The sequence below is a fragment of the Shinella sp. OV683 genome, from assembly GCF_057787725.1.
Window position 1 is genome coordinate 5,488,659 of the sequence record NZ_CM173543.1, and the last position, 16,836, is coordinate 5,505,494.

Annotated in this window: 16 protein-coding genes; 11 read left to right on the forward strand and 5 right to left on the reverse strand. The window is 60.1% G+C overall.

The annotated features are described in order from the left end of the window. Positions 1-17 precede the first annotated feature (17 nt). The gene (locus tag ACXHRN_RS26590) at positions 18-827 is read right to left on the reverse strand and encodes a DeoR/GlpR family DNA-binding transcription regulator (RefSeq protein WP_488639264.1); all 810 of its coding nucleotides are present in this window, start codon (positions 825-827) and stop codon (positions 18-20) included. A gap of 199 nt (positions 828-1,026) precedes the next feature. On the opposite strand from ACXHRN_RS26590, the gene ACXHRN_RS26595 reads away from it, so the two are divergent. Beyond that, the gene (locus ACXHRN_RS26595) at positions 1,027-3,126 is read left to right on the forward strand and encodes a bifunctional rhamnulose-1-phosphate aldolase/short-chain dehydrogenase (RefSeq protein ID WP_488639265.1); all 2,100 of its coding nucleotides are present in this window, start codon (positions 1,027-1,029) and stop codon (positions 3,124-3,126) included. A gap of 169 nt (positions 3,127-3,295) precedes the next feature. Further along, complete coding sequence (gene rhaI, locus ACXHRN_RS26600) at positions 3,296-4,585, forward strand: L-rhamnose catabolism isomerase (RefSeq protein ID WP_488639266.1); 1,290 nt, start codon at positions 3,296-3,298, stop codon at positions 4,583-4,585. Positions 4,586-4,821: 236 nt separating this feature from the next. Here the strand turns inward: rhaI and ACXHRN_RS26605 are convergent, their stop codons facing one another. Further along, positions 4,822-5,649, reverse strand: a complete 828-nt coding sequence (locus tag ACXHRN_RS26605) for an alpha/beta fold hydrolase (protein ID WP_488639267.1) — start codon at positions 5,647-5,649, stop codon at positions 4,822-4,824. A gap of 155 nt (positions 5,650-5,804) precedes the next feature. Here ACXHRN_RS26605 and ACXHRN_RS26610 point away from each other — a divergent pair, with 155 nt between their 5' ends. The 4 genes from ACXHRN_RS26610 (at position 5,805) to ACXHRN_RS26625 (ending at position 7,269) form a co-directional block, all read left to right on the forward strand. Then, positions 5,805-6,059, forward strand: coding sequence for a GlsB/YeaQ/YmgE family stress response membrane protein (locus ACXHRN_RS26610; RefSeq protein WP_488639268.1), 255 nt, complete (start codon positions 5,805-5,807; stop codon positions 6,057-6,059). Further along, the gene (locus tag ACXHRN_RS26615) at positions 6,059-6,337 is read left to right on the forward strand and encodes a hypothetical protein (protein WP_488639269.1); all 279 of its coding nucleotides are present in this window, start codon (positions 6,059-6,061) and stop codon (positions 6,335-6,337) included. The genes ACXHRN_RS26610 and ACXHRN_RS26615 overlap by 1 nt, the downstream gene beginning before the upstream one ends. A gap of 266 nt (positions 6,338-6,603) precedes the next feature. Next, positions 6,604-6,762, forward strand: coding sequence for a M15 family metallopeptidase (locus ACXHRN_RS26620; RefSeq protein WP_488642036.1), 159 nt, complete (start codon positions 6,604-6,606; stop codon positions 6,760-6,762). A gap of 66 nt (positions 6,763-6,828) precedes the next feature. Next, on the forward strand, positions 6,829-7,269 hold the full coding sequence (locus ACXHRN_RS26625; RefSeq protein ID WP_488639270.1) for a metallopeptidase family protein: 441 nt from the start codon (positions 6,829-6,831) through the stop codon (positions 7,267-7,269). Here ACXHRN_RS26625 and ACXHRN_RS26630 read toward each other — a convergent pair. Then, the gene (locus ACXHRN_RS26630; protein WP_488639271.1) at positions 7,263-8,159 is read right to left on the reverse strand and encodes a LysR family transcriptional regulator; all 897 of its coding nucleotides are present in this window, start codon (positions 8,157-8,159) and stop codon (positions 7,263-7,265) included. The two genes, ACXHRN_RS26625 and ACXHRN_RS26630, sit on opposite strands and share 7 nt — an antisense overlap. 99 nt (positions 8,160-8,258) lie before the next feature. Between ACXHRN_RS26630 and ACXHRN_RS26635 the strand changes: the two genes are divergently transcribed. Next, the gene (locus ACXHRN_RS26635) at positions 8,259-9,197 is read left to right on the forward strand and encodes an NAD(P)H-binding protein (protein WP_488639272.1); all 939 of its coding nucleotides are present in this window, start codon (positions 8,259-8,261) and stop codon (positions 9,195-9,197) included. A gap of 68 nt (positions 9,198-9,265) precedes the next feature. Here ACXHRN_RS26635 and leuD read toward each other — a convergent pair whose 3' ends face one another. Beyond that, entirely contained in the window at positions 9,266-9,874 is a 609-nt protein-coding gene (gene leuD, locus ACXHRN_RS26640; protein ID WP_488639273.1) for a 3-isopropylmalate dehydratase small subunit, read from the reverse strand. A 143-nt stretch (positions 9,875-10,017) separates the two neighbouring features. Here leuD and ACXHRN_RS26645 point away from each other — a divergent pair, with 143 nt between their 5' ends. Continuing rightward, positions 10,018-10,896 (forward strand): LysR family transcriptional regulator, encoded by an 879-nt coding sequence (locus ACXHRN_RS26645; RefSeq protein WP_488639274.1) that lies wholly within the window; start codon positions 10,018-10,020, stop codon positions 10,894-10,896. Between the two features lie 420 nt (positions 10,897-11,316). Here ACXHRN_RS26645 and ACXHRN_RS26650 read toward each other — a convergent pair whose 3' ends face one another. Continuing rightward, positions 11,317-11,586: a type II toxin-antitoxin system prevent-host-death family antitoxin gene (locus ACXHRN_RS26650; RefSeq protein WP_488639275.1), complete on the reverse strand. Its 270-nt coding sequence runs from the start codon at positions 11,584-11,586 to the stop codon at positions 11,317-11,319. Between the two features lie 304 nt (positions 11,587-11,890). Here ACXHRN_RS26650 and ACXHRN_RS26655 point away from each other — a divergent pair, with 304 nt between their 5' ends. From ACXHRN_RS26655 to fdhF, 3 genes are read left to right on the forward strand one after another with little or no spacing between them, the layout of a single operon-like run. Beyond that, a complete protein-coding gene (locus ACXHRN_RS26655; protein ID WP_488639276.1) occupies positions 11,891-12,367 on the forward strand; it encodes a formate dehydrogenase subunit gamma in 477 nt (158 codons plus the stop codon). Next, on the forward strand, positions 12,364-13,920 hold the full coding sequence (locus tag ACXHRN_RS26660; protein ID WP_488639277.1) for a formate dehydrogenase beta subunit: 1,557 nt from the start codon (positions 12,364-12,366) through the stop codon (positions 13,918-13,920). Before ACXHRN_RS26655 ends, ACXHRN_RS26660 begins: the two co-directional genes overlap by 4 nt. Before the next feature lie 4 nt (positions 13,921-13,924). After that, on the forward strand, positions 13,925-16,804 hold the full coding sequence (gene fdhF / locus ACXHRN_RS26665) for a formate dehydrogenase subunit alpha (RefSeq protein WP_488639278.1): 2,880 nt from the start codon (positions 13,925-13,927) through the stop codon (positions 16,802-16,804). The last annotated feature ends 32 nt before the right edge of the window (positions 16,805-16,836 follow it).

The window sequence follows — 16,836 nt, forward strand, 5'->3', positions numbered from 1 at the left end:
CCGCCTGATCCCCTCCTTCAGGATCCGACGGACGATTTCTCTGTCTTCATTTCTTCACGACCGGCGACGATCAATGTGACGCCGGCGGCTTCTAGCATCGCGGCATGCCTGTCCTCGATGCCGGAATCTGTAATGACAGTGGCAATGCGCTTGAGGCCGCAAAGGATGAGGCTCGAACGCTTGCTGAATTTCGATGAATCGACCAGCACGATCAGATCGTCTGCCTGGTCGATGAGTTTCTGTTCCGCTTGGATCAGCAGCGGATCGGCTTCCATCAGTCCAAGGGGCCCGAGCCCCTGTGCGCCCATGAACATCCGTTGCGCATAGAAATTGCGCGTCACGTCATTGTCGAACGGCGACAGGATGATGTTCTGCTCGCGATAGATCACGCCGCCCGACAGCATCACGGTGTTCTTGGAATTCTTCAGCAGATGCTCGGCGATCGGAAACGAGTTGGTAAACACCTGCAGACGGCGATTGGAGAGAAAGTGCACCATCTGGAAGGTCGTGGTGCCGCCATTGATGATCACCGCATCGCCGTCCTCGCACAGCGCCACCGCCTCGCGGGCGATCTGTTGCTTCTGACGACTGTTGATCGTTTCGTTGACGGAAAAGGGTCGTCCGGCCAGGCCGACGAATTGCGGCGGGTGAAGGGCTTCGGCGCCGCCACGAACGCGACGCACTTTCTTCTGCACATGCAACGCCGCGATATCACGCCGGATCGTCGCCTCCGAGCTGTCAGTCAGTTCAACGAGCTCAGGCACGGTGACAACCGGCTTCTCCTGAACCGCTGACATGATGATCCTGTGGCGCTCTTTCTCGTGCATATGGCCTCCCCCAATGTCCTTAACGTTCCATCAATTTCGCGCAGTGTCAATCACATACGATCAAATTATTTCATTGTGCGTTGCAATATGATCGGAAATGATCATTTATGATTGACAACTTGCGCCAATCCGTGTGATTTGATCGCCAATCGTCACCGCGCACTTTCACGCGGACAAAAACATGCCGGGAGGAAATATCATGAGTGCTGAGCAGAAAGGCGCGCGCCTTGCCAACCTGTGGGACAAGGACCGTGCCGCTGGCATGAGCGAGTCGGAGCGGCTGATATACCGCTCCAATCTCCTGGGGTCGGACAAGCGCATCACCAATTACGGCGGCGGCAACACCTCGGCCAAGGTGATGGAGAAGGATCCGCTCATTGGCCAGATGGTCGAAGTCATGTGGGTCAAAGGCTCGGGCGGCGACGTCGGCACGATCAAGCGCGACGGTTTTGCGACACTCTACATGGACAAGCTGCAGGCGCTGAAGAATGTCTATCGCGGCGTCCAGTTCGAAGACGAGATGGTCGATCTTCTCCCCCATTGCACCTACAATCTCAATCCGCGTGCCGCCTCGATCGATACGCCCCTGCATGCCTATGTGCCGCGCAAGCACGTGGACCATATGCATCCCGACGCGATCATTGCCATTGCCGCGGCCAAGAATTCCAAGGAGCTGACGCAGGAAATCTTCGGCGGCGAGATCGGCTGGTTGCCATGGAAGCGTCCGGGTTACGAACTGGGTCTATGGCTCGAAAAATTCTGCCTGGAAAATCCCAAGGCGCGCGGCCTGGTGCTGGAAAGCCATGGCCTGTTCACCTGGGGCGACACGGCTGAAGAGAGCTATCTGACCACGATCGAAATCATCAACACGGCGATTGCCTGGTTTGAAAAGAAGATCACCGGCCCGGTGTTCGGCGGCGACAAGTATCGCCCGCTCGGCGCTGACGAACGCAAGAAGGTCGCCGGTGCGCTTATGCCGGTCATTCGCGGCATGATCTCGTCATCGGAAGCAAAGGTCGGTCATTTCGACGACAGCGACGCGGTGCTGGAATTCGTGTCCTCCAACAATCTTGAGCCGTTGGCCGCACTCGGCACATCCTGCCCCGACCATTTCCTGCGCACCAAGATCCGCCCGCTGGTGGTAAATTTCGACCCCGGCAACCCGGATGTCGCCGGCACGCTGGCTGGTCTCGACCAGGCGGTCGCCGACTATCGCGAGGGCTACAAGGCCTATTACGAGCGTTGCAAGCACGGCAATTCGCCTGGCATGCGCGATCCGAATGCCGTGGTCTATCTGGTGCCCGGCGTCGGCATGATCACCTTTGCCAAGGACAAGGCGACAGCGCGAATTTCCGGCGAGTTCTATGTCAACGCCATCAACGTCATGCGCGGTTCGTCCTCGGTCTCGACCTATATGGGCCTGCCGGAGCAGGAAGCCTTCGACATCGAATACTGGCTGCTCGAGGAAGCCAAGCTGCAGCGTATGCCAAAGTCGAAATCGCTGGCCGGCAAGGTCGCGCTGATCACCGGCGGTGCCGGCGGTATCGGCCGCGCGACGGCTGAACGGTTCCTGAAAGAGGGCGCTTGCGTGGTGCTCGCCGATATCGACGCCGGCGCGCTCGAAGCCGCAAGTGACGATTTCTCCAAGCGCTATGGCGCCGACCAGGTGCGTTCGGCGCTGATCAACGTCACCAGCGAAGACGCCGTGATCGCCGGCTTTGCCAGCTCGGTGACCGAATATGGCGGCCTCGACATATTGGTGTCGAATGCCGGACTGGCCTCTTCGGCCTCGATCACCGAGACGACGCTGGCACTGTGGGACAAGAATATCGACATTCTCGCCAAGGGCTATTTCCTCGTGTCGCGCGAGGCCTTCCGGGTGTTCGAGAGCCAGAAGATCGGCGGCAATATCGTTTTCGTCGCATCCAAGAACGGCCTTGCGGCATCGCCGAATGCTGCGGCCTATTGCACCGGCAAGGCGGCCGAAATCCATCTCGCCCGCTGCCTGGCGCTTGAAGGTGCGGAAAAGGGCATCCGCGTCAACACCGTCAATCCGGATGCTGTGCTGCGCGGCTCGAAGATCTGGAGTGGCGAGTGGAAGGAACAACGCGCGGCGGCCTACAAGATGTCGACCGACGATCTTGAGGAGCACTATCGTTCGCGCTCGATGCTGAAGCTGTCGGTGTTCCCGGAAGACATAGCCGAAGGCATCTACTTCTTCGCCTCGCCGGCCTCGGCCAAATCGACGGGCAACATATTGAATGTCGACGCGGGCAACGCCCAGGCATTCACGCGGTAAGCCTTTGGGCTGCCCCTCACCCTAACCCTCTCCCGGTAAGAACGGGGAGAGGGGACGCTAGAAGTGCTGACAGTGCCACAAGTCCCTTCGTCCCGTTTTAACGGGGAGAAGGTGGCGGCAGCCGGATGAGGGGCAGCCACGGCCGCAAAGTTATATTGGGAGGAAAGAGATGACGATGATTTCCAACGGCGTTATCGACGCCGAGAACGAAAAGGCGCATGCGGCGCTTGAAGCGGATTACGATCATCTCGGCGAGGTGCTGTCGCGCCGCGGCGTCGATATCGGTTGGGTCAAGGACAAGGTCGCTGCCTATGGCGTCGCCGTTCCCTCATGGGGTGTCGGCACCGGTGGCACGCGGTTTGCGCGTTTCCCCGGCAAGGGTGAGCCGCGCAACATCTTCGACAAGCTCGAGGATTGTTCGGTCATCCAGCAGCTGACGCGGGCGACGCCGACGGTGTCGCTGCATATCCCGTGGGACAAGGTCGATGACCTCAAGGCGCTGAAGCAGCGGGGCGATGAACTTGGCCTCGGTTTCGACGCGATGAATTCCAATACCTTCCAGGACCAGCCGCAGCAGCGGCTGTCCTACAAATACGGCTCGCTGTCGAATGCCGACAGCGCCACTCGCCAGCAGGCGGTCGATCACAATCTCGAATGCATCGAGATCGGCCAGGCGCTGGGCTCCAAGGCGCTGACCGTGTGGATCGGCGACGGCTCGAACTTTCCCGGCCAGAGCCATTTTGCCAGGAGCTTCGAGCGTTATCTGGAGTCGATGAAATCGATCTACAGCAAGCTGCCGGATGACTGGCGGATCTTCTCCGAACACAAGATGTACGAGCCGGCCTTCTATTCGACCGTGGTGCAGGATTGGGGCACCAACTACATGATCGCCCAGGAGCTTGGCCCCAAGGCTTTCTGCCTGGTCGATCTCGGCCATCACGCTCCGAATGTGAATATCGAAATGATCGTCTCGCGGCTGATCCAGTTCAAGAAGCTCGGCGGTTTCCACTTCAACGATTCAAAATATGGCGACGACGACCTCGATACGGGCTCGATCGACCCCTACCGTCTTTTCCTCGTGTTCAACGAACTGGCCGATGCCGAGCTTTCGGAGGCCGATGGTTTCAGCCCGGCGCATATGCTCGACCAGAGCCACAATGTCACCGACCCGATCGAGAGCCTGATGACTTCCGCGATGGAGGTGTCGCGCGCCTATGCACAGGCCCTCATTGTCGATCGCGAAGCGCTTTCCGGCTACCAGGAAGGCGGCGATGCGCTGATGGCATACGAGACGCTGAAGAAGGCGTTCCGTACCGACGTCGAGCCGATTCTCGCCATGGCACGGTTGGAGCAGGAAGGCGCGATCAATCCGGTCGCGACCTATCGCGCGTCTGGCTATCGAGCCAAGGTCTCGGACGAGCGTCCGGCGGTGACTGGTTCGGGCGGCGGGATCGTTTGATAGACTGCCCAAAAGTCGGCTGGGAAGACTCGTGCCCTTGATTCACCGTCATGGGTGCCAACCCCCTCATCCGGCCCTTCGGGCCACCTTCTCCCCAAGGGGAGAAGACCGGTTTGTTGCCCTGTTTTGCGTCAATCACTCCTGCGCTTTGGGTGATGCCCACCTTGGGCGGCTTTAGACACTATCCCTCTTCTCCCCAGCGGGGAGAAGGTGGCCGAAGGCCGGATGAGCGGGCCTTATGCTCTCGGAGCATTCACCCAATCCCTCACCAACCCACAAAACGCCGCGGGCTCGGCGTCCGGCCAGAAATGGCTGGCGCCAGCGACGACATGGTGCGGGCCGGGTAGAATGCGCATTGCCGCTTCCGATACGAGCCTGTAGGCCGGGCGTGAGCATTCGCCGCAGGCGATGGTCGCGGGCACATCCAATGCCTTGAGATCATCTGCTGTGATGCGCGGCGGCGGCGTCTGGTTAAGCAGCAGCGGCAGCATGTGCGCGTTTTCAAGCTCGATAGTCTGGCTGCGCTGCGATTGTCGATCGAAATATCCTGCCTCGCCCGCCGACCCATCGATCACAAGTCGTGCGGCATCCTCCAACCGGCCCTCGCTCGCTGCGGCAAGGATCGGCGCAAACATCTCGTTGAGGTCAGCCTTGAAGGCTGCGATCTCCGCCTTGTCGGTCATGAAGGTCTGGAAGCCGGTTTCATAAATCAGCATCGCTCGGAAAAGGTCACACCGCATTTGTGCTGCCCGCAAGGCAGCGTGCCCGGCATAGGACCATGCCACGACAAGGACCGGCCCGATGCCCAACGCCTCGACCAAAGCGACGAGATCGGCCGCATGGGTTTCGATGCCGAAGGTGGGACCGTTTTCCGGCCAAGGCTTTGTGCCGAAATAGCGCTGGCTATAGGTGATCGCCCGGAAGCCCGTGGCGAGAATCTCGCAATGTGGCGCAAAGGTTCGGACGTCGCCCAGCGCACCGTGCAGGAAGATCACGGGAGTGCCGCTGCCGAGATCGAGACAGTCGAAATCTGCGCCCGCAATTGCCATCGTCTTCATTGCCATCGTCGTGCTCTTGTAGCCTCATCATTTGCCCGCGAGTCAATCCTCAACAAATCAGTTTGACATGTCGAGTACTTAGGCGTGTGATATCAGCGGGGGCGAGGAACCAAAGTGCGGGAAGTGCGTTCAGTTTCCGCTACAGCATCAAGGGAGCAATCATGGGCATCGAGAGTCTTCTCATATTTCTTATTATCGGCGCTATCGCCGGCTGGCTGGCCGGGCTGATCGTCACGGGTTACGGTTTCGGCCTGATCGGCAACATCGTCGTCGGCATTGTCGGCGCCTTTATCGCGGGCTTTCTGTTTCCGCGTATCGGCATCAGCCTTGGCGGCGGATGGATCGGCTCAATCATATCGGCAGCGATCGGTGCGATCATCCTGCTACTTCTGATCCGGTTGGTCAAAAGGGTCTGATGTTCTTGCACTTTCGCCCGGCCACCGTCCTGGTGGCCGGCGTTTTCTCGTCTTTTCTGACAGCGGCGGCATTCGCGACCGAGTTGCCGCGGGGTTTTGTCTATCTCTCCGATATCGATCCGACCATCGCGCAGGACATGCGCTATGCGGGTGAAAACAACTTTACCCACGCGCGGGTGCCCGGCTACCTCGCCGGTGAATGCATTCTGACGGAGCGGACCGCAAAGGCGCTGGCGGCCGTGCAGCGTGATCTGATGCCCAAGGGCTACGCTATCTAGGTTCTCGATTGCTACCGGCCGGTCAAGGCGGTGAAGCACTTCGTCGAATGGGCCTGGGAAAACGGCCCGGCAGATCCCGATCATAATCCCAATGTGCCGCGCAACCGGCTGGTCGCCGAGGGCTATATCGGCAAGGCGTCCGCGCATTCCTCGGGCGGCACCGTTGACCTGACGCTGGTTCGGCTCACCAAGGACAGCTTCACGACGCTTGATCTGGCACGCCATTCGACTTCTTCGACCCGCGCGCCCATATCGACAGTGTCGCCATACCGGAAGATGCGCGCAAACTTCGATTGCTGCTTGCCGAGGCCATGGCGCGGCGTGGCTTCACGGGCTATCGGCGCGAATGGTGGCATTTCAGCCATCGCCTGGCACCGTTTCCAACCCGCCGCTTCGATTTCGATATCCCGCCGAAACCGTCCTGAACAGCCTCCGTTTTCGTGCTCGCAAAAGCCGGATGGACTCTCTATATAGGGCGGACAGGAGTTGATATGGCCAGTATAGACCAGACAGACGAGTGGCGGGACGCATATGCCCCGACATTGGAAGCAATCGAGCAACTGGCCCGTGAGGCCTATGGGCAGCTGCCCGAGCATTTCCGTGCGCTCTGTCAGGACCTGATCATCGAAATCTCCGACTTTCCGTCCGACGACGTGTTTGAGGACATGGCGCTGGAAACCCCGTTCGACCTGCTGGGCCTGTTCGAGGGCCGCGGCGTCACCGAGCGTTTCTCGGTCGAAAATGGCGAATTGCCGAACCGAATTTCGCTCTATCGCCGGCCGATCCTCGATTACTGGGCCGAAAATGAAGAGACGCTTGGCGATATTATCAGCCACGTGCTGATCCATGAGATCGGCCACCATTTCGGCCTCTCCGACGATGATATCGAGGCGATCGAAGCCACTGTCGTCTCGCCGAACGAAATTCAGTGACTACCTGATACCGGCAGCTTCCTCAATTCCTCTTGCAGAAAATCCATCGTCCGGCGAATCCGGCGGCTGGTCTTGAGATCCTGATGTGCGCACAGCCACACAGGCAGCGACGGAATAGCAAGATCGAGCAGCACGCGCCGCAGCGTCGGGATTTTCGCGGCCAGATGCAGCTGTGCAAAGCCGATGCCGGCGCCTGCCTTGACCAATTCCAGTGCAGCCACTTCGTCATCCGTCCTGAAGGCAAACATCGAGCGCTCCGCCGGCAGGCCCAGTTGCCGCATGGCGAGCAGAATGCGATCCTCCCGGTCGTAGCCGATGACCGCATGTCCCTTCAGATCCTCGATTCTGTCCGGCGTGCCATGTGCGGTGAGATAGTCGACATGGGCAAAGGCACCGAGCGGAATATCGGTGATCTTGGTGGCGATCAGGTCGTTCTGGGTCGGGCGGACCATGCGGATGGCAATATCGGCATCGCGCGCCAGCAGGTTGGCGACCGCGTTGTCCGGCACCAGCTCGATCTCCAGTTCCGGCTCCGCGGCGCGCAATCGGGCCAGCATTGATGGCAGGATGTAGACCGAAACGATGCGGCTCGCGGTGATCCGCACCGGACCCGCCACACGTTCGTCATGGCCACCGGCCTTCAGCATGAAGCGGTCGAACTCGGCGCGCATGGCGCGCGCGTCATCGAGCACCGCTAGGCCGGCATCGGTCAGCTTCATGCCGCTGCGACCGCGGATGAACAGCGTCAGGCCAAGAGCCTCTTCGAGTTGATTGATGTGCCGGCCCACTCCCGGCTGGGTGACGCCGAGCTTTGCCGCCGCCGCCAACAGGCTGCCGCTGTCGGCGACGGCGATGAAGGTGCGGATGAGATTCCAGTCGAGTTCGTTCATATGCCAATTGTTATATAAGATATAAAAATACGTCAATTTATTATAACAAAAACACCGATTATATCCGACGCATAGCAAACACCAAATGGAGTGAATGACATGCGCATCGCAATTCTCGGAGCCAATGGCCGCATCGCCCATGAGGTCGCCAAAGCCTTTCTCGCACAGGGCCATGACGTCGTCGCCGTCACTCGCAGCGGTCGCTGCGAAGGCGTTGAAGGCAAGGTCGAGTTCCGTGCCGCCGATGCGATGTCGGAGGCTGCACTGATTGCCGCGACGGCTGGTGTCGACCTGATCTTCAACGGCCTGAACCCGCCCTATGATCAATGGGCCAAGAAGGTGATGCCGATGGCGCGCAATGTCATGGCTGCAGCCAAGGCGCATGGGGTGCCACATCTGTTTATCGGCAATGTCTACAACTATGGCCATGCCATTCCGGTGAATGCCGGCCCGGACACAAGACAGTTCGCCGAAACCCGCAAGGGCAAGATCCGCATCGAGATGGAGCGGATGTTCGAAGATGAAGCCCGCCGCAACGGCACCAAGACCGTCATCCTGCGCGCCGGCGATTTCTACGGCACATCCGGTACCGGGTCGTGGTTCGACCTGTTCATGATCAAGGGCGTCAACAAGGGCACCTTCACCTGGCCCGGTCCCGCCAATATTCCGCATGCGCTTGCCTATCTGCCGGACCTTGGCAACGCCTTCGTCCTGCTGGCCGAGAAGATCGATACGCTGCCGGTATTCGACGCCTACACATTCGAAGGCCACACGCTGAATGGCAGCGAGTTCAAGCGCAGCGTGGAAAAGGCGACAGGCCGGAAGATGAAGCTTGGCGCCGCGCCCTGGTGGATGTTCCGGCTGATCAGCCCGTTTTATGGCATCGCCCGGGAAGTGCTGGAAATGCGCTATCTGTGGAATACGCCGCATTCGCTTGATGGTGCCAAGCTCAAGGCCCTGGTTGGCGCGCTTGCGGTCACGCCGGCGGATGTGGCGATCCGCCAGTCGCTCATCGATCAGGGCAAGAAGGTCGCCTGAGAGCAATCTCTGGCCAAAATGAAAATGGCTCGGAAATCCGGGCCATTTGTTCTATTGCAAGGATTAAATCAGGCCGCCCAGGGGTGGGTGCCAGCAGCCTTCTTTTCGTATGTGTCGATCGAGGTGGCCTTTTCAAGCGTCAGGCCGATATCGTCGAGGCCGTTGAGCAGGCAATGCTTGCGGAAGGGATCGATATCGAACTTGATCGTGCCGCCATCCGGGCCCTTGATTTCCTGGGCTTCGAGATCGACGGTGAGCGTGGCGTTGGAGCCGCGGCTTGCATCGTCGAGAAGCTTTTCCAGTTCGTCCGGCTTGACGACAATCGGCAGGATGCCGTTCTTGAAGCAGTTGTTGTAGAAGATGTCGGCGAAGCTGGTGGAGATCACGCAGCGAATGCCGAAATCCAGCAGCGCCCAGGGCGCATGTTCGCGCGAAGAGCCGCAGCCGAAATTGTCGCCCGCGACCAAAATCTGCGAATGGCGATAGGCAGGCTTGTTGAGCACGAAGTCGGGGTTTTCCGAGCCATCGTCCTTGTAGCGCGCTTCGGCAAACAGGCCGGTGCCGAGGCCGGTGCGCTTGATCGTCTTCAGGTAATCCTTCGGAATGATCATGTCCGTATCGATATTGATGACGGGGTAGGGCGCAGCAATGCCGGTCAGCGTATTGAACTTGTCCATGGGTCAGGCCTTCTGGGTAGACTAACTGTACGTGCCTGCGCCATAGCGCAGATCGTCGGCTTTTTGAAGGAGAATCTTGCAATCGTCCTATAGTCCGGTGCAATTGCCCCTGCAAGTCGCGTTGGGCTTGGGAGGTGAGTGGGATGATCGACAAGCTGCAGTTTTTCCTGGCGCTGGCGCGTGAGCAGCATTTCGGTCGTGCCGCCGAGGAGTGTGGCATCACCCAGCCTACGCTTTCAGCCGCCATCCGCCAGCTCGAAAACGAACTCGGCGTCATGCTGGTCAATCGCGGCTCGCGTTATCAAGGACTGACGCCCGAGGGACAGCGGGTGCTGGAATGGTCGCGGCGCATCGTCGGCGACGCCCGCACGATGAAGGAGGAGATGCGTGCGGCTCGCACCGGTCTTTCCGGGCATGTACGGATCGCGGCGATTCCGACTGCATTGTCGCTGATCCCCAAGATCACTGCGCCCTTCCAGGCGAAGCATCCCGACGTCACCTTCTCGATTCAGTCGGCAACCTCATTGCAGGTTATGAGCCGGCTGGAAAATCTCGAGACCGATATCGGCATCACTTATCTGGAAAACGAGCCGCTTGGCCGGGTCGTCACCGTGCCGCTGATTGAAGAACGCTATCATCTGGTGGCCGCAAAAGCGGCCGCACCCGCCAATCGCGCCTCGATCACCTGGCGGGAAGCCAGCCAAATGCCGCTCTGCCTGCTGACCACGGACATGCAGAACCGCCGCATCATCAACCGGCACATGGCAGATGCCGGAGCCACGATCGCACCGCGGCTCGAATCAAATTCGATGATCGTGCTGTTTACGCATGTGCTGACCGGCCAATGGGCGTCGATCATGCCGCTGGAGGCGGTGCGGTCATTCGGCTTTGTCGACGATGTCGTGGTTATTCCGCTAGTGGAGCCGGAGGTCAGCCATTCCGTTGGTGTGGTGGCGCTGGAGCGGGATCCGAATACGCCGCTGGTGTCGGCACTGCTCAATGCGGCGCGGGGTTTGGGATAGCAGGCTAGGTGCGGTTGGTGACAGCCGGATTTCGATGCGCAACGAAGCGTGCGCGCAAATGGCGGAAAAATGTCGGTGGAAGCACGCCGTATACAGGGCTTGCGGTTCGTCCGACCGGTCGCGGATCATAGCCCGGCCAAACGAATACGTTGAGTTCGTTAAGCACGATCCATGACCGCTCGGGATCCAGACCAAGATGCGCTTTCAGCGGCTGCGGAAGCTCGACGGCGTCTCGCGGGTTTGCAGGTGGCGTATGCGTGATAGGCAGGATATGTGTCCGGGTTCCGGTTTCGACGTCGCTTGTGGCAAGTATTATTGCGCATGGCCTGTCCTTCATCCTTTCTTCGCGGCACTCAGCGGCCTCCATCGACCAAAGGAAGGAATAGCGAACGACCATGCCGGGAACTGGTGCCGGCCAGCTCATTCTTCAGGCTTCCAGTCCTTCAGAAGTTCGTCGAGATAGGCGTATTCCGCTGGTACTTCGGCCTTAGAAATCAGCTCCATGTCCTCGTCGGAAAGATCTTCGACCTTTATCGCGCGGCGATAACTTGCCCTGAGTCGCGCATATTCCTCGGTCGAGATCAGCACGAGCCGGTCGCGGCCGTTTCTGGTGATCGTCACGGGTTCCTGAAGTGCCTTGTCGGACAGGCTGCCATAGTTCTTGATAAATTCCGCAGATGAGACTTTCATAGCGAATTCCTCGAAAGTTTCGAATGTTCTGAATTATACGCTTCTTTTGCAAGTCATCAATACGAATTGTATTGGAAAGTACGCTGCGCATTATTTTGCTGATCAAGTCGATAGAAAATTTCTATCGACCGACGAAACGACGTTATTGACCTTTCGCTGCCCTCTCGCCATCATTCGCTAAAATATGCGGCGTGATCGACAGGGTTCCGATTCCGCCATGAAACTTCCTGATATTTCTGGCATAATGCGGAATGGCGGTGATCTGCCGGTCCCGCGCGGAGGTTATGCCGAGGGTGGAGGCCCGATGAACATCCATGTGAAAGACGACGTGTCCGAGCGTACGCTTGAAATCGTCAACGAGCTCAAATCGCTTGAAGGCCCGCTCTTGCCGATCCTGCATGCGCTGCAGGAAGACTATGGCTATGTGCCGGAAGCTGCCCTGCCGCTGATCGCCCGCGAACTCAATCTCTCCCGGGCTGAAGTGCACGGTGTCGTGACGTTCTATCATGAGTTCCGTAGTCATCCGGCGGGCAAACACGTCGTACGCATCTGTCGCGCCGAAGCCTGCCAATCCATGGGTGGGCGCGAGCTCGCCGAGCATGCCTGCAAGACCCTCGACCTCGATTGGCATGAGACGGCGGCGGACGGCAAGGTGACGTTGGAGCCTGTCTACTGTCTCGGGCTCTGTTCCATCGCTCCCTCGGCGCAAGTCGACGGTGAGCTCCACGGCCGCCTCGACCGCGACGAACTCACTGCCCTCTTGAAGGAGGTGCGTGCATGACCACCAAGATTTTCGTTCCCCGTGATTCCGCCGCACTCGCCGTTGGCGCCGACAAGGTCGCCAAGGCTTTCGAGACCGAAATCGCCACTCGCAACCTCGATGCCAATGTCGTCCGCAACGGCTCGCGTGGCCTGCACTGGCTGGAGACGCTGGTCGAGGTCGAGACGCCGGCGGGTCGGGTCGCCTATGGGCCGGTCAGGGCACGCGATGTCGCTGCTCTGCTGGATGCAGGAATGCTGGACGGCAAGAGCCATGCGCTTGGCCATGGGCTGACAGAGGAAATTTCCTGGCTCAAGAACCAGACGCGCCTGACCTTCTTCCGTTGCGGTATCACCGATCCGCTGTCGCTGGAAGACTACAAGGCGCTGGGCGGCTTGAAGGGTCTTGAACGCGCCATTTCGATGAGCGGCGCCGAGGTGGTCAAGGAAGTCACCGATTCCGGCCTGCGCGGTCGCGGCGGCGCAGGCTTCCCGACCGGCATCAAGTGGAAGACGGTGCATGACGCCGCCGGCCCGCAGAAATACATCGTCTGCAATGCCGACGAGGGCGACAGCGGCACATTCGCTGACCGGATGATCATGGAAGGCGACCCTTTCGTGCTGATCGAAGGCATGGCAATCGCCGGCATCGCAGTCGGCGCGACCAAGGGTTACATCTATACGCGCTCGGAATATCCGAACGCGATCCTGATCATGAGCGAGGCGATCGAGATCGCCCGCAAGGCAGGCGTACTCGGCAGCTCCGTTCTCGGTTCCGGCAAGGCCTACGACATGGAAGTGCGGGCCGGTGCGGGTGCCTATGTCTGCGGCGAAGAAACGGCGCTGCTCAACTCGCTCGAAGGCAAGCGCGGCATCGTCCGCGCCAAGCCGCCGCTGCCGGCGCTCGAGGGCTTCCTCGGCAAGCCCACGGTGGTCAACAATGTCATCTCGCTGGCCTCCGTGCCCGTGATCATGGAGCGCGGCGCCGAGTTCTACAAGAATTTCGGCATGGGCCGCTCGCGCGGCACGATCCCGATCCAGATCGCTGGCAACGTCCGACATGGCGGTCTCTACGAGGTGGCATTCGGGCTGACGCTCGGCGCGATCATCAACGACATTGGCGGCGGCACCGCAAGCGGCCGGCCGGTCAAGGCGGTGCAGGTCGGCGGTCCCCTGGGCGCCTATTTCCCGGTGTCGCTGTTCGATACGCCGTTTGACTACGAAGCCTTCGCGGCGCGGGACGGCCTCATTGGCCATGCCGGCATCGTCGTGTTTGACGATACCGCTGACATGGCGGCGCAGGCCAAGTTCGCCTTCGAGTTCTGTGCGGTCGAATCCTGCGGCAAATGCACGCCTTGCCGCATCGGCTCGACGCGCGGCGCCGAGACCATCGACAAGATCGTTGCCGGTATCGAGCCCGAGAAGAACCTCGCGCTGGTCAAGGATCTCAGCAACACGATGAAATTCGGTTCGCTCTGCGCCTTGGGCGGGTTCACGCCCTATCCGGTCATGAGTGCCATCACCCACTTCCCGGATGACTTCCGTCCGGCAGCGACCCTTCAGGCAGCGGAGTAGTATCATGGGCCTTATTCACGAAATCGACTTTGGTACGCCTGCCTCGAAATCCGAGAAGATGGTTACCCTGATGATCGATGATCGCGAGATCACCGTGCCGGAAGGTACTTCGATCATGCGCGCCTCCATGGATGCCGGCATCGAAATTCCCAAACTCTGTGCCACGGACATGATGGACGCCTTCGGCTCCTGTCGGCTCTGCCTCATCGAGATCGAGGGCCGGGCCGGCACGCCCGCCTCCTGCACCACGCCGGTTGCACCTGGCCTCAAGGTCCATACCCAGACGAGCCGCTTGAAGGACATCCGCAAGGGCGTGATGGAGCTTTATATCTCCGACCATCCCTTGGACTGTCTGACCTGCGCAGCCAATGGCGACTGCGAGCTGCAGGACATGGCCGGCGCTGTCGGCCTGCGCGACGTGCGCTATGGCTACGAAGGCGAGAACCATGTCACGGCGCGCTCCAATGGCGAAGCCAATCTCAAATGGATGCCGAAGGACGAATCCAATCCGTATTTCACCTATGATCCCGCCAAGTGCATCGTCTGCTCGCGCTGTGTCCGTGCCTGCGAGGAAGTGCAGGGCACGTTCGCCCTGACGATTTCGGGCCGCGGTTTCGACAGCCGCGTGTCGGCCGGAATGAGCGAGGATTTTCTGTCTTCCGAGTGCGTTTCCTGCGGCGCCTGCGTGCAGGCCTGCCCGACCGCGACGCTTATTGAAAAATCCGTCATCGAAATCGGTCAGCCGGAACATTCGGAAGTCACCACCTGCGCCTATTGCGGCGTCGGTTGTTCCTTCAAGGCCGAGATGCGGGGCGAAGAACTGGTGCGCATGGTGCCTTGGAAGGATGGCAAGGCCAACCGTGGCCATTCCTGCGTCAAGGGCCGGTTCGCCTGGGGCTATGCGACCCATAAGGACCGCATCCTCAATCCGATGATTCGCGAAAAGATTTCCGATCCGTGGCGCGAGGTGACCTGGGAAGAAGCGCTTGCGCATACCGCTTCCGAGTTCCGCCGCATCCAGTATCAATATGGACGCGACTCGATCGGCGGCATCACCTCGTCGCGCTGCACCAATGAAGAAACCTATCTGGTGCAGAAGCTCATCCGCTCGGGCTTCCGCAACAACAATGTCGATACCTGTGCCCGCGTCTGCCATTCGCCGACCGGCTACGGCCTCGGCCAGACATTCGGCACTTCGGCCGGCACGCAGGATTTCGATTCGGTCGAACAGACCGACGTCGTCATCGTCATCGGCGCCAACCCGACCGAAGGCCATCCGGTATTCGCCTCGCGTCTCAAGAAGCGCCTGCGCCAGGGCGCCAAGCTGATCGTCGTCGATCCGCGCAAGACCGAGCTTGTCTCGACGGCCCACGTCAAGGCCGACTACCATCTGCCGCTGAAGCCCGGCACCAATGTCGCTGTCGTCACCGCGCTCGCCCATGTCATCGTCACCGAGGGCCTCTATGATGAGGCCTTCATCCGCGAGCGTTGCGACTGGTCGGAATTCCAGGATTGGGCCGAGTTCGTTTCGGAAGAACGCCACAGCCCAGAGGCGATCCAAGCCTATTCCGGTGTCGATGCCGAATTGATCCGCGGCGCGGCGCGGCTGTTTGCCCGTGGCGGCAATGGCGCGATCTATTACGGCCTCGGTGTTACCGAGCACAGCCAGGGCTCCACCACAGTCATGGCCATCGCCAACCTGGCAATGGCCACCGGCAATATCGGTCGTCCTGGCGTCGGTGTGAACCCGCTGCGCGGCCAGAACAATGTCCAGGGCTCCTGTGACATGGGCTCGTTCCCGCACGAATTCCCCGGCTATCGTCACGTCTCTGATGACGCGACGCGTGCGATCTTCGAAAAACTCTGGGGCGTCGAACTCTCGGCTGAACAGGGCCTGCGCATCCCCAACATGCTGGATGCCGCCGTCGATGGTACGTTCCGGGGTATCTATATCCAGGGTGAGGATATCCTCCAGTCCGACCCGGACACCAAGCACGTTTCTGCCGGTCTGGCCGCGATGGAATGCGTTGTTGTCCAGGACCTGTTCCTCAACGAAACCGCCAATTATGCGCATGTGTTCCTGCCGGGTTCGACCTTCCTCGAAAAGGACGGCACATTCACCAATGCCGAACGCCGCATCAATCGCGTCCGCAAGGTGATGAGCCCGAAGAACGGCTATGCCGATTGGGAAGTCACCCAGGAACTGGCCAAGGCGATGGGGCTGGCCTGGAACTATACCCACCCCTCGCAGATCATGGACGAGATTGCCGCGACGACGCCGAGCTTTGCACTGGTGTCCTACGACTATCTGGAGAAGCTGGGCTCGGTGCAGTGGCCATGCAACGAGAAGTTCCCCGAGGGGTCGCCGATCATGCATGTCAACGGCTTCGTGCGCGGCAAGGGCAAGTTCATCCGCACCGAATATGTGGCGACGGACGAAAAGACCGGTCCGCGCTTCCCGCTGCTGCTCACCACCGGCCGCGTGCTCAGCCAGTACAATGTCGGCGCCCAGACGCGGCGTACCGGCAATGTCGCCTGGCATGCCGAGGATCGGCTGGAAATCAATCCGCATGACGCCGAATTGCGTGGCATTCGCGACGGCAACTGGGTGCGGCTCGCATCGCGTGCCGGCGAGACGTCGCTGCAGGCCCTGATCACCGACAAGGTGGCGGCGGGCGTGGTCTATACGACCTTCCACCATCCCGACACGCAGGCCAATGTCATCACCACCGACTTCTCGGACTGGGCGACCAATTGCCCGGAATACAAGGTGACGGCGGTGCAGATCTCGCCCTCCAACGGTCCGTCGGAATGGCAGGAAGACTATAGCGAGCTTTCCCGCCAGTCGCGCCGCATCGTCGGCAAGCTGGAAGCTGCGGAGTAAACTTTGCCCTTGCAGATTGATCATTTGCCCCT

What these genes read in the sequence shown, in the direction of transcription:
- ACXHRN_RS26590 (WP_488639264.1), bottom strand. Translation starts at nt 827, where the DNA reads ATGCACGAGAAAGAGCGCCACAGGATCATCATGTCAGCGGTTCAGGAG.
- ACXHRN_RS26595 (WP_488639265.1), top strand. Translation starts at nt 1,027, where the DNA reads ATGAGTGCTGAGCAGAAAGGCGCGCGCCTTGCCAACCTGTGGGACAAG.
- rhaI (WP_488639266.1), top strand. Translation starts at nt 3,296, where the DNA reads ATGACGATGATTTCCAACGGCGTTATCGACGCCGAGAACGAAAAGGCG.
- ACXHRN_RS26605 (WP_488639267.1), bottom strand. Translation starts at nt 5,649, where the DNA reads ATGGCAATGAAGACGATGGCAATTGCGGGCGCAGATTTCGACTGTCTC.
- ACXHRN_RS26610 (WP_488639268.1), top strand. Translation starts at nt 5,805, where the DNA reads ATGGGCATCGAGAGTCTTCTCATATTTCTTATTATCGGCGCTATCGCC.
- ACXHRN_RS26615 (WP_488639269.1), top strand. Translation starts at nt 6,059, where the DNA reads ATGTTCTTGCACTTTCGCCCGGCCACCGTCCTGGTGGCCGGCGTTTTC.
- ACXHRN_RS26625 (WP_488639270.1), top strand. Translation starts at nt 6,829, where the DNA reads ATGGCCAGTATAGACCAGACAGACGAGTGGCGGGACGCATATGCCCCG.
- ACXHRN_RS26630 (WP_488639271.1), bottom strand. Translation starts at nt 8,159, where the DNA reads ATGAACGAACTCGACTGGAATCTCATCCGCACCTTCATCGCCGTCGCC.
- ACXHRN_RS26635 (WP_488639272.1), top strand. Translation starts at nt 8,259, where the DNA reads ATGCGCATCGCAATTCTCGGAGCCAATGGCCGCATCGCCCATGAGGTC.
- leuD (WP_488639273.1), bottom strand. Translation starts at nt 9,874, where the DNA reads ATGGACAAGTTCAATACGCTGACCGGCATTGCTGCGCCCTACCCCGTC.
- ACXHRN_RS26645 (WP_488639274.1), top strand. Translation starts at nt 10,018, where the DNA reads ATGATCGACAAGCTGCAGTTTTTCCTGGCGCTGGCGCGTGAGCAGCAT.
- ACXHRN_RS26650 (WP_488639275.1), bottom strand. Translation starts at nt 11,586, where the DNA reads ATGAAAGTCTCATCTGCGGAATTTATCAAGAACTATGGCAGCCTGTCC.
- ACXHRN_RS26655 (WP_488639276.1), top strand. Translation starts at nt 11,891, where the DNA reads ATGAACATCCATGTGAAAGACGACGTGTCCGAGCGTACGCTTGAAATC.
- ACXHRN_RS26660 (WP_488639277.1), top strand. Translation starts at nt 12,364, where the DNA reads ATGACCACCAAGATTTTCGTTCCCCGTGATTCCGCCGCACTCGCCGTT.
- fdhF (WP_488639278.1), top strand. Translation starts at nt 13,925, where the DNA reads ATGGGCCTTATTCACGAAATCGACTTTGGTACGCCTGCCTCGAAATCC.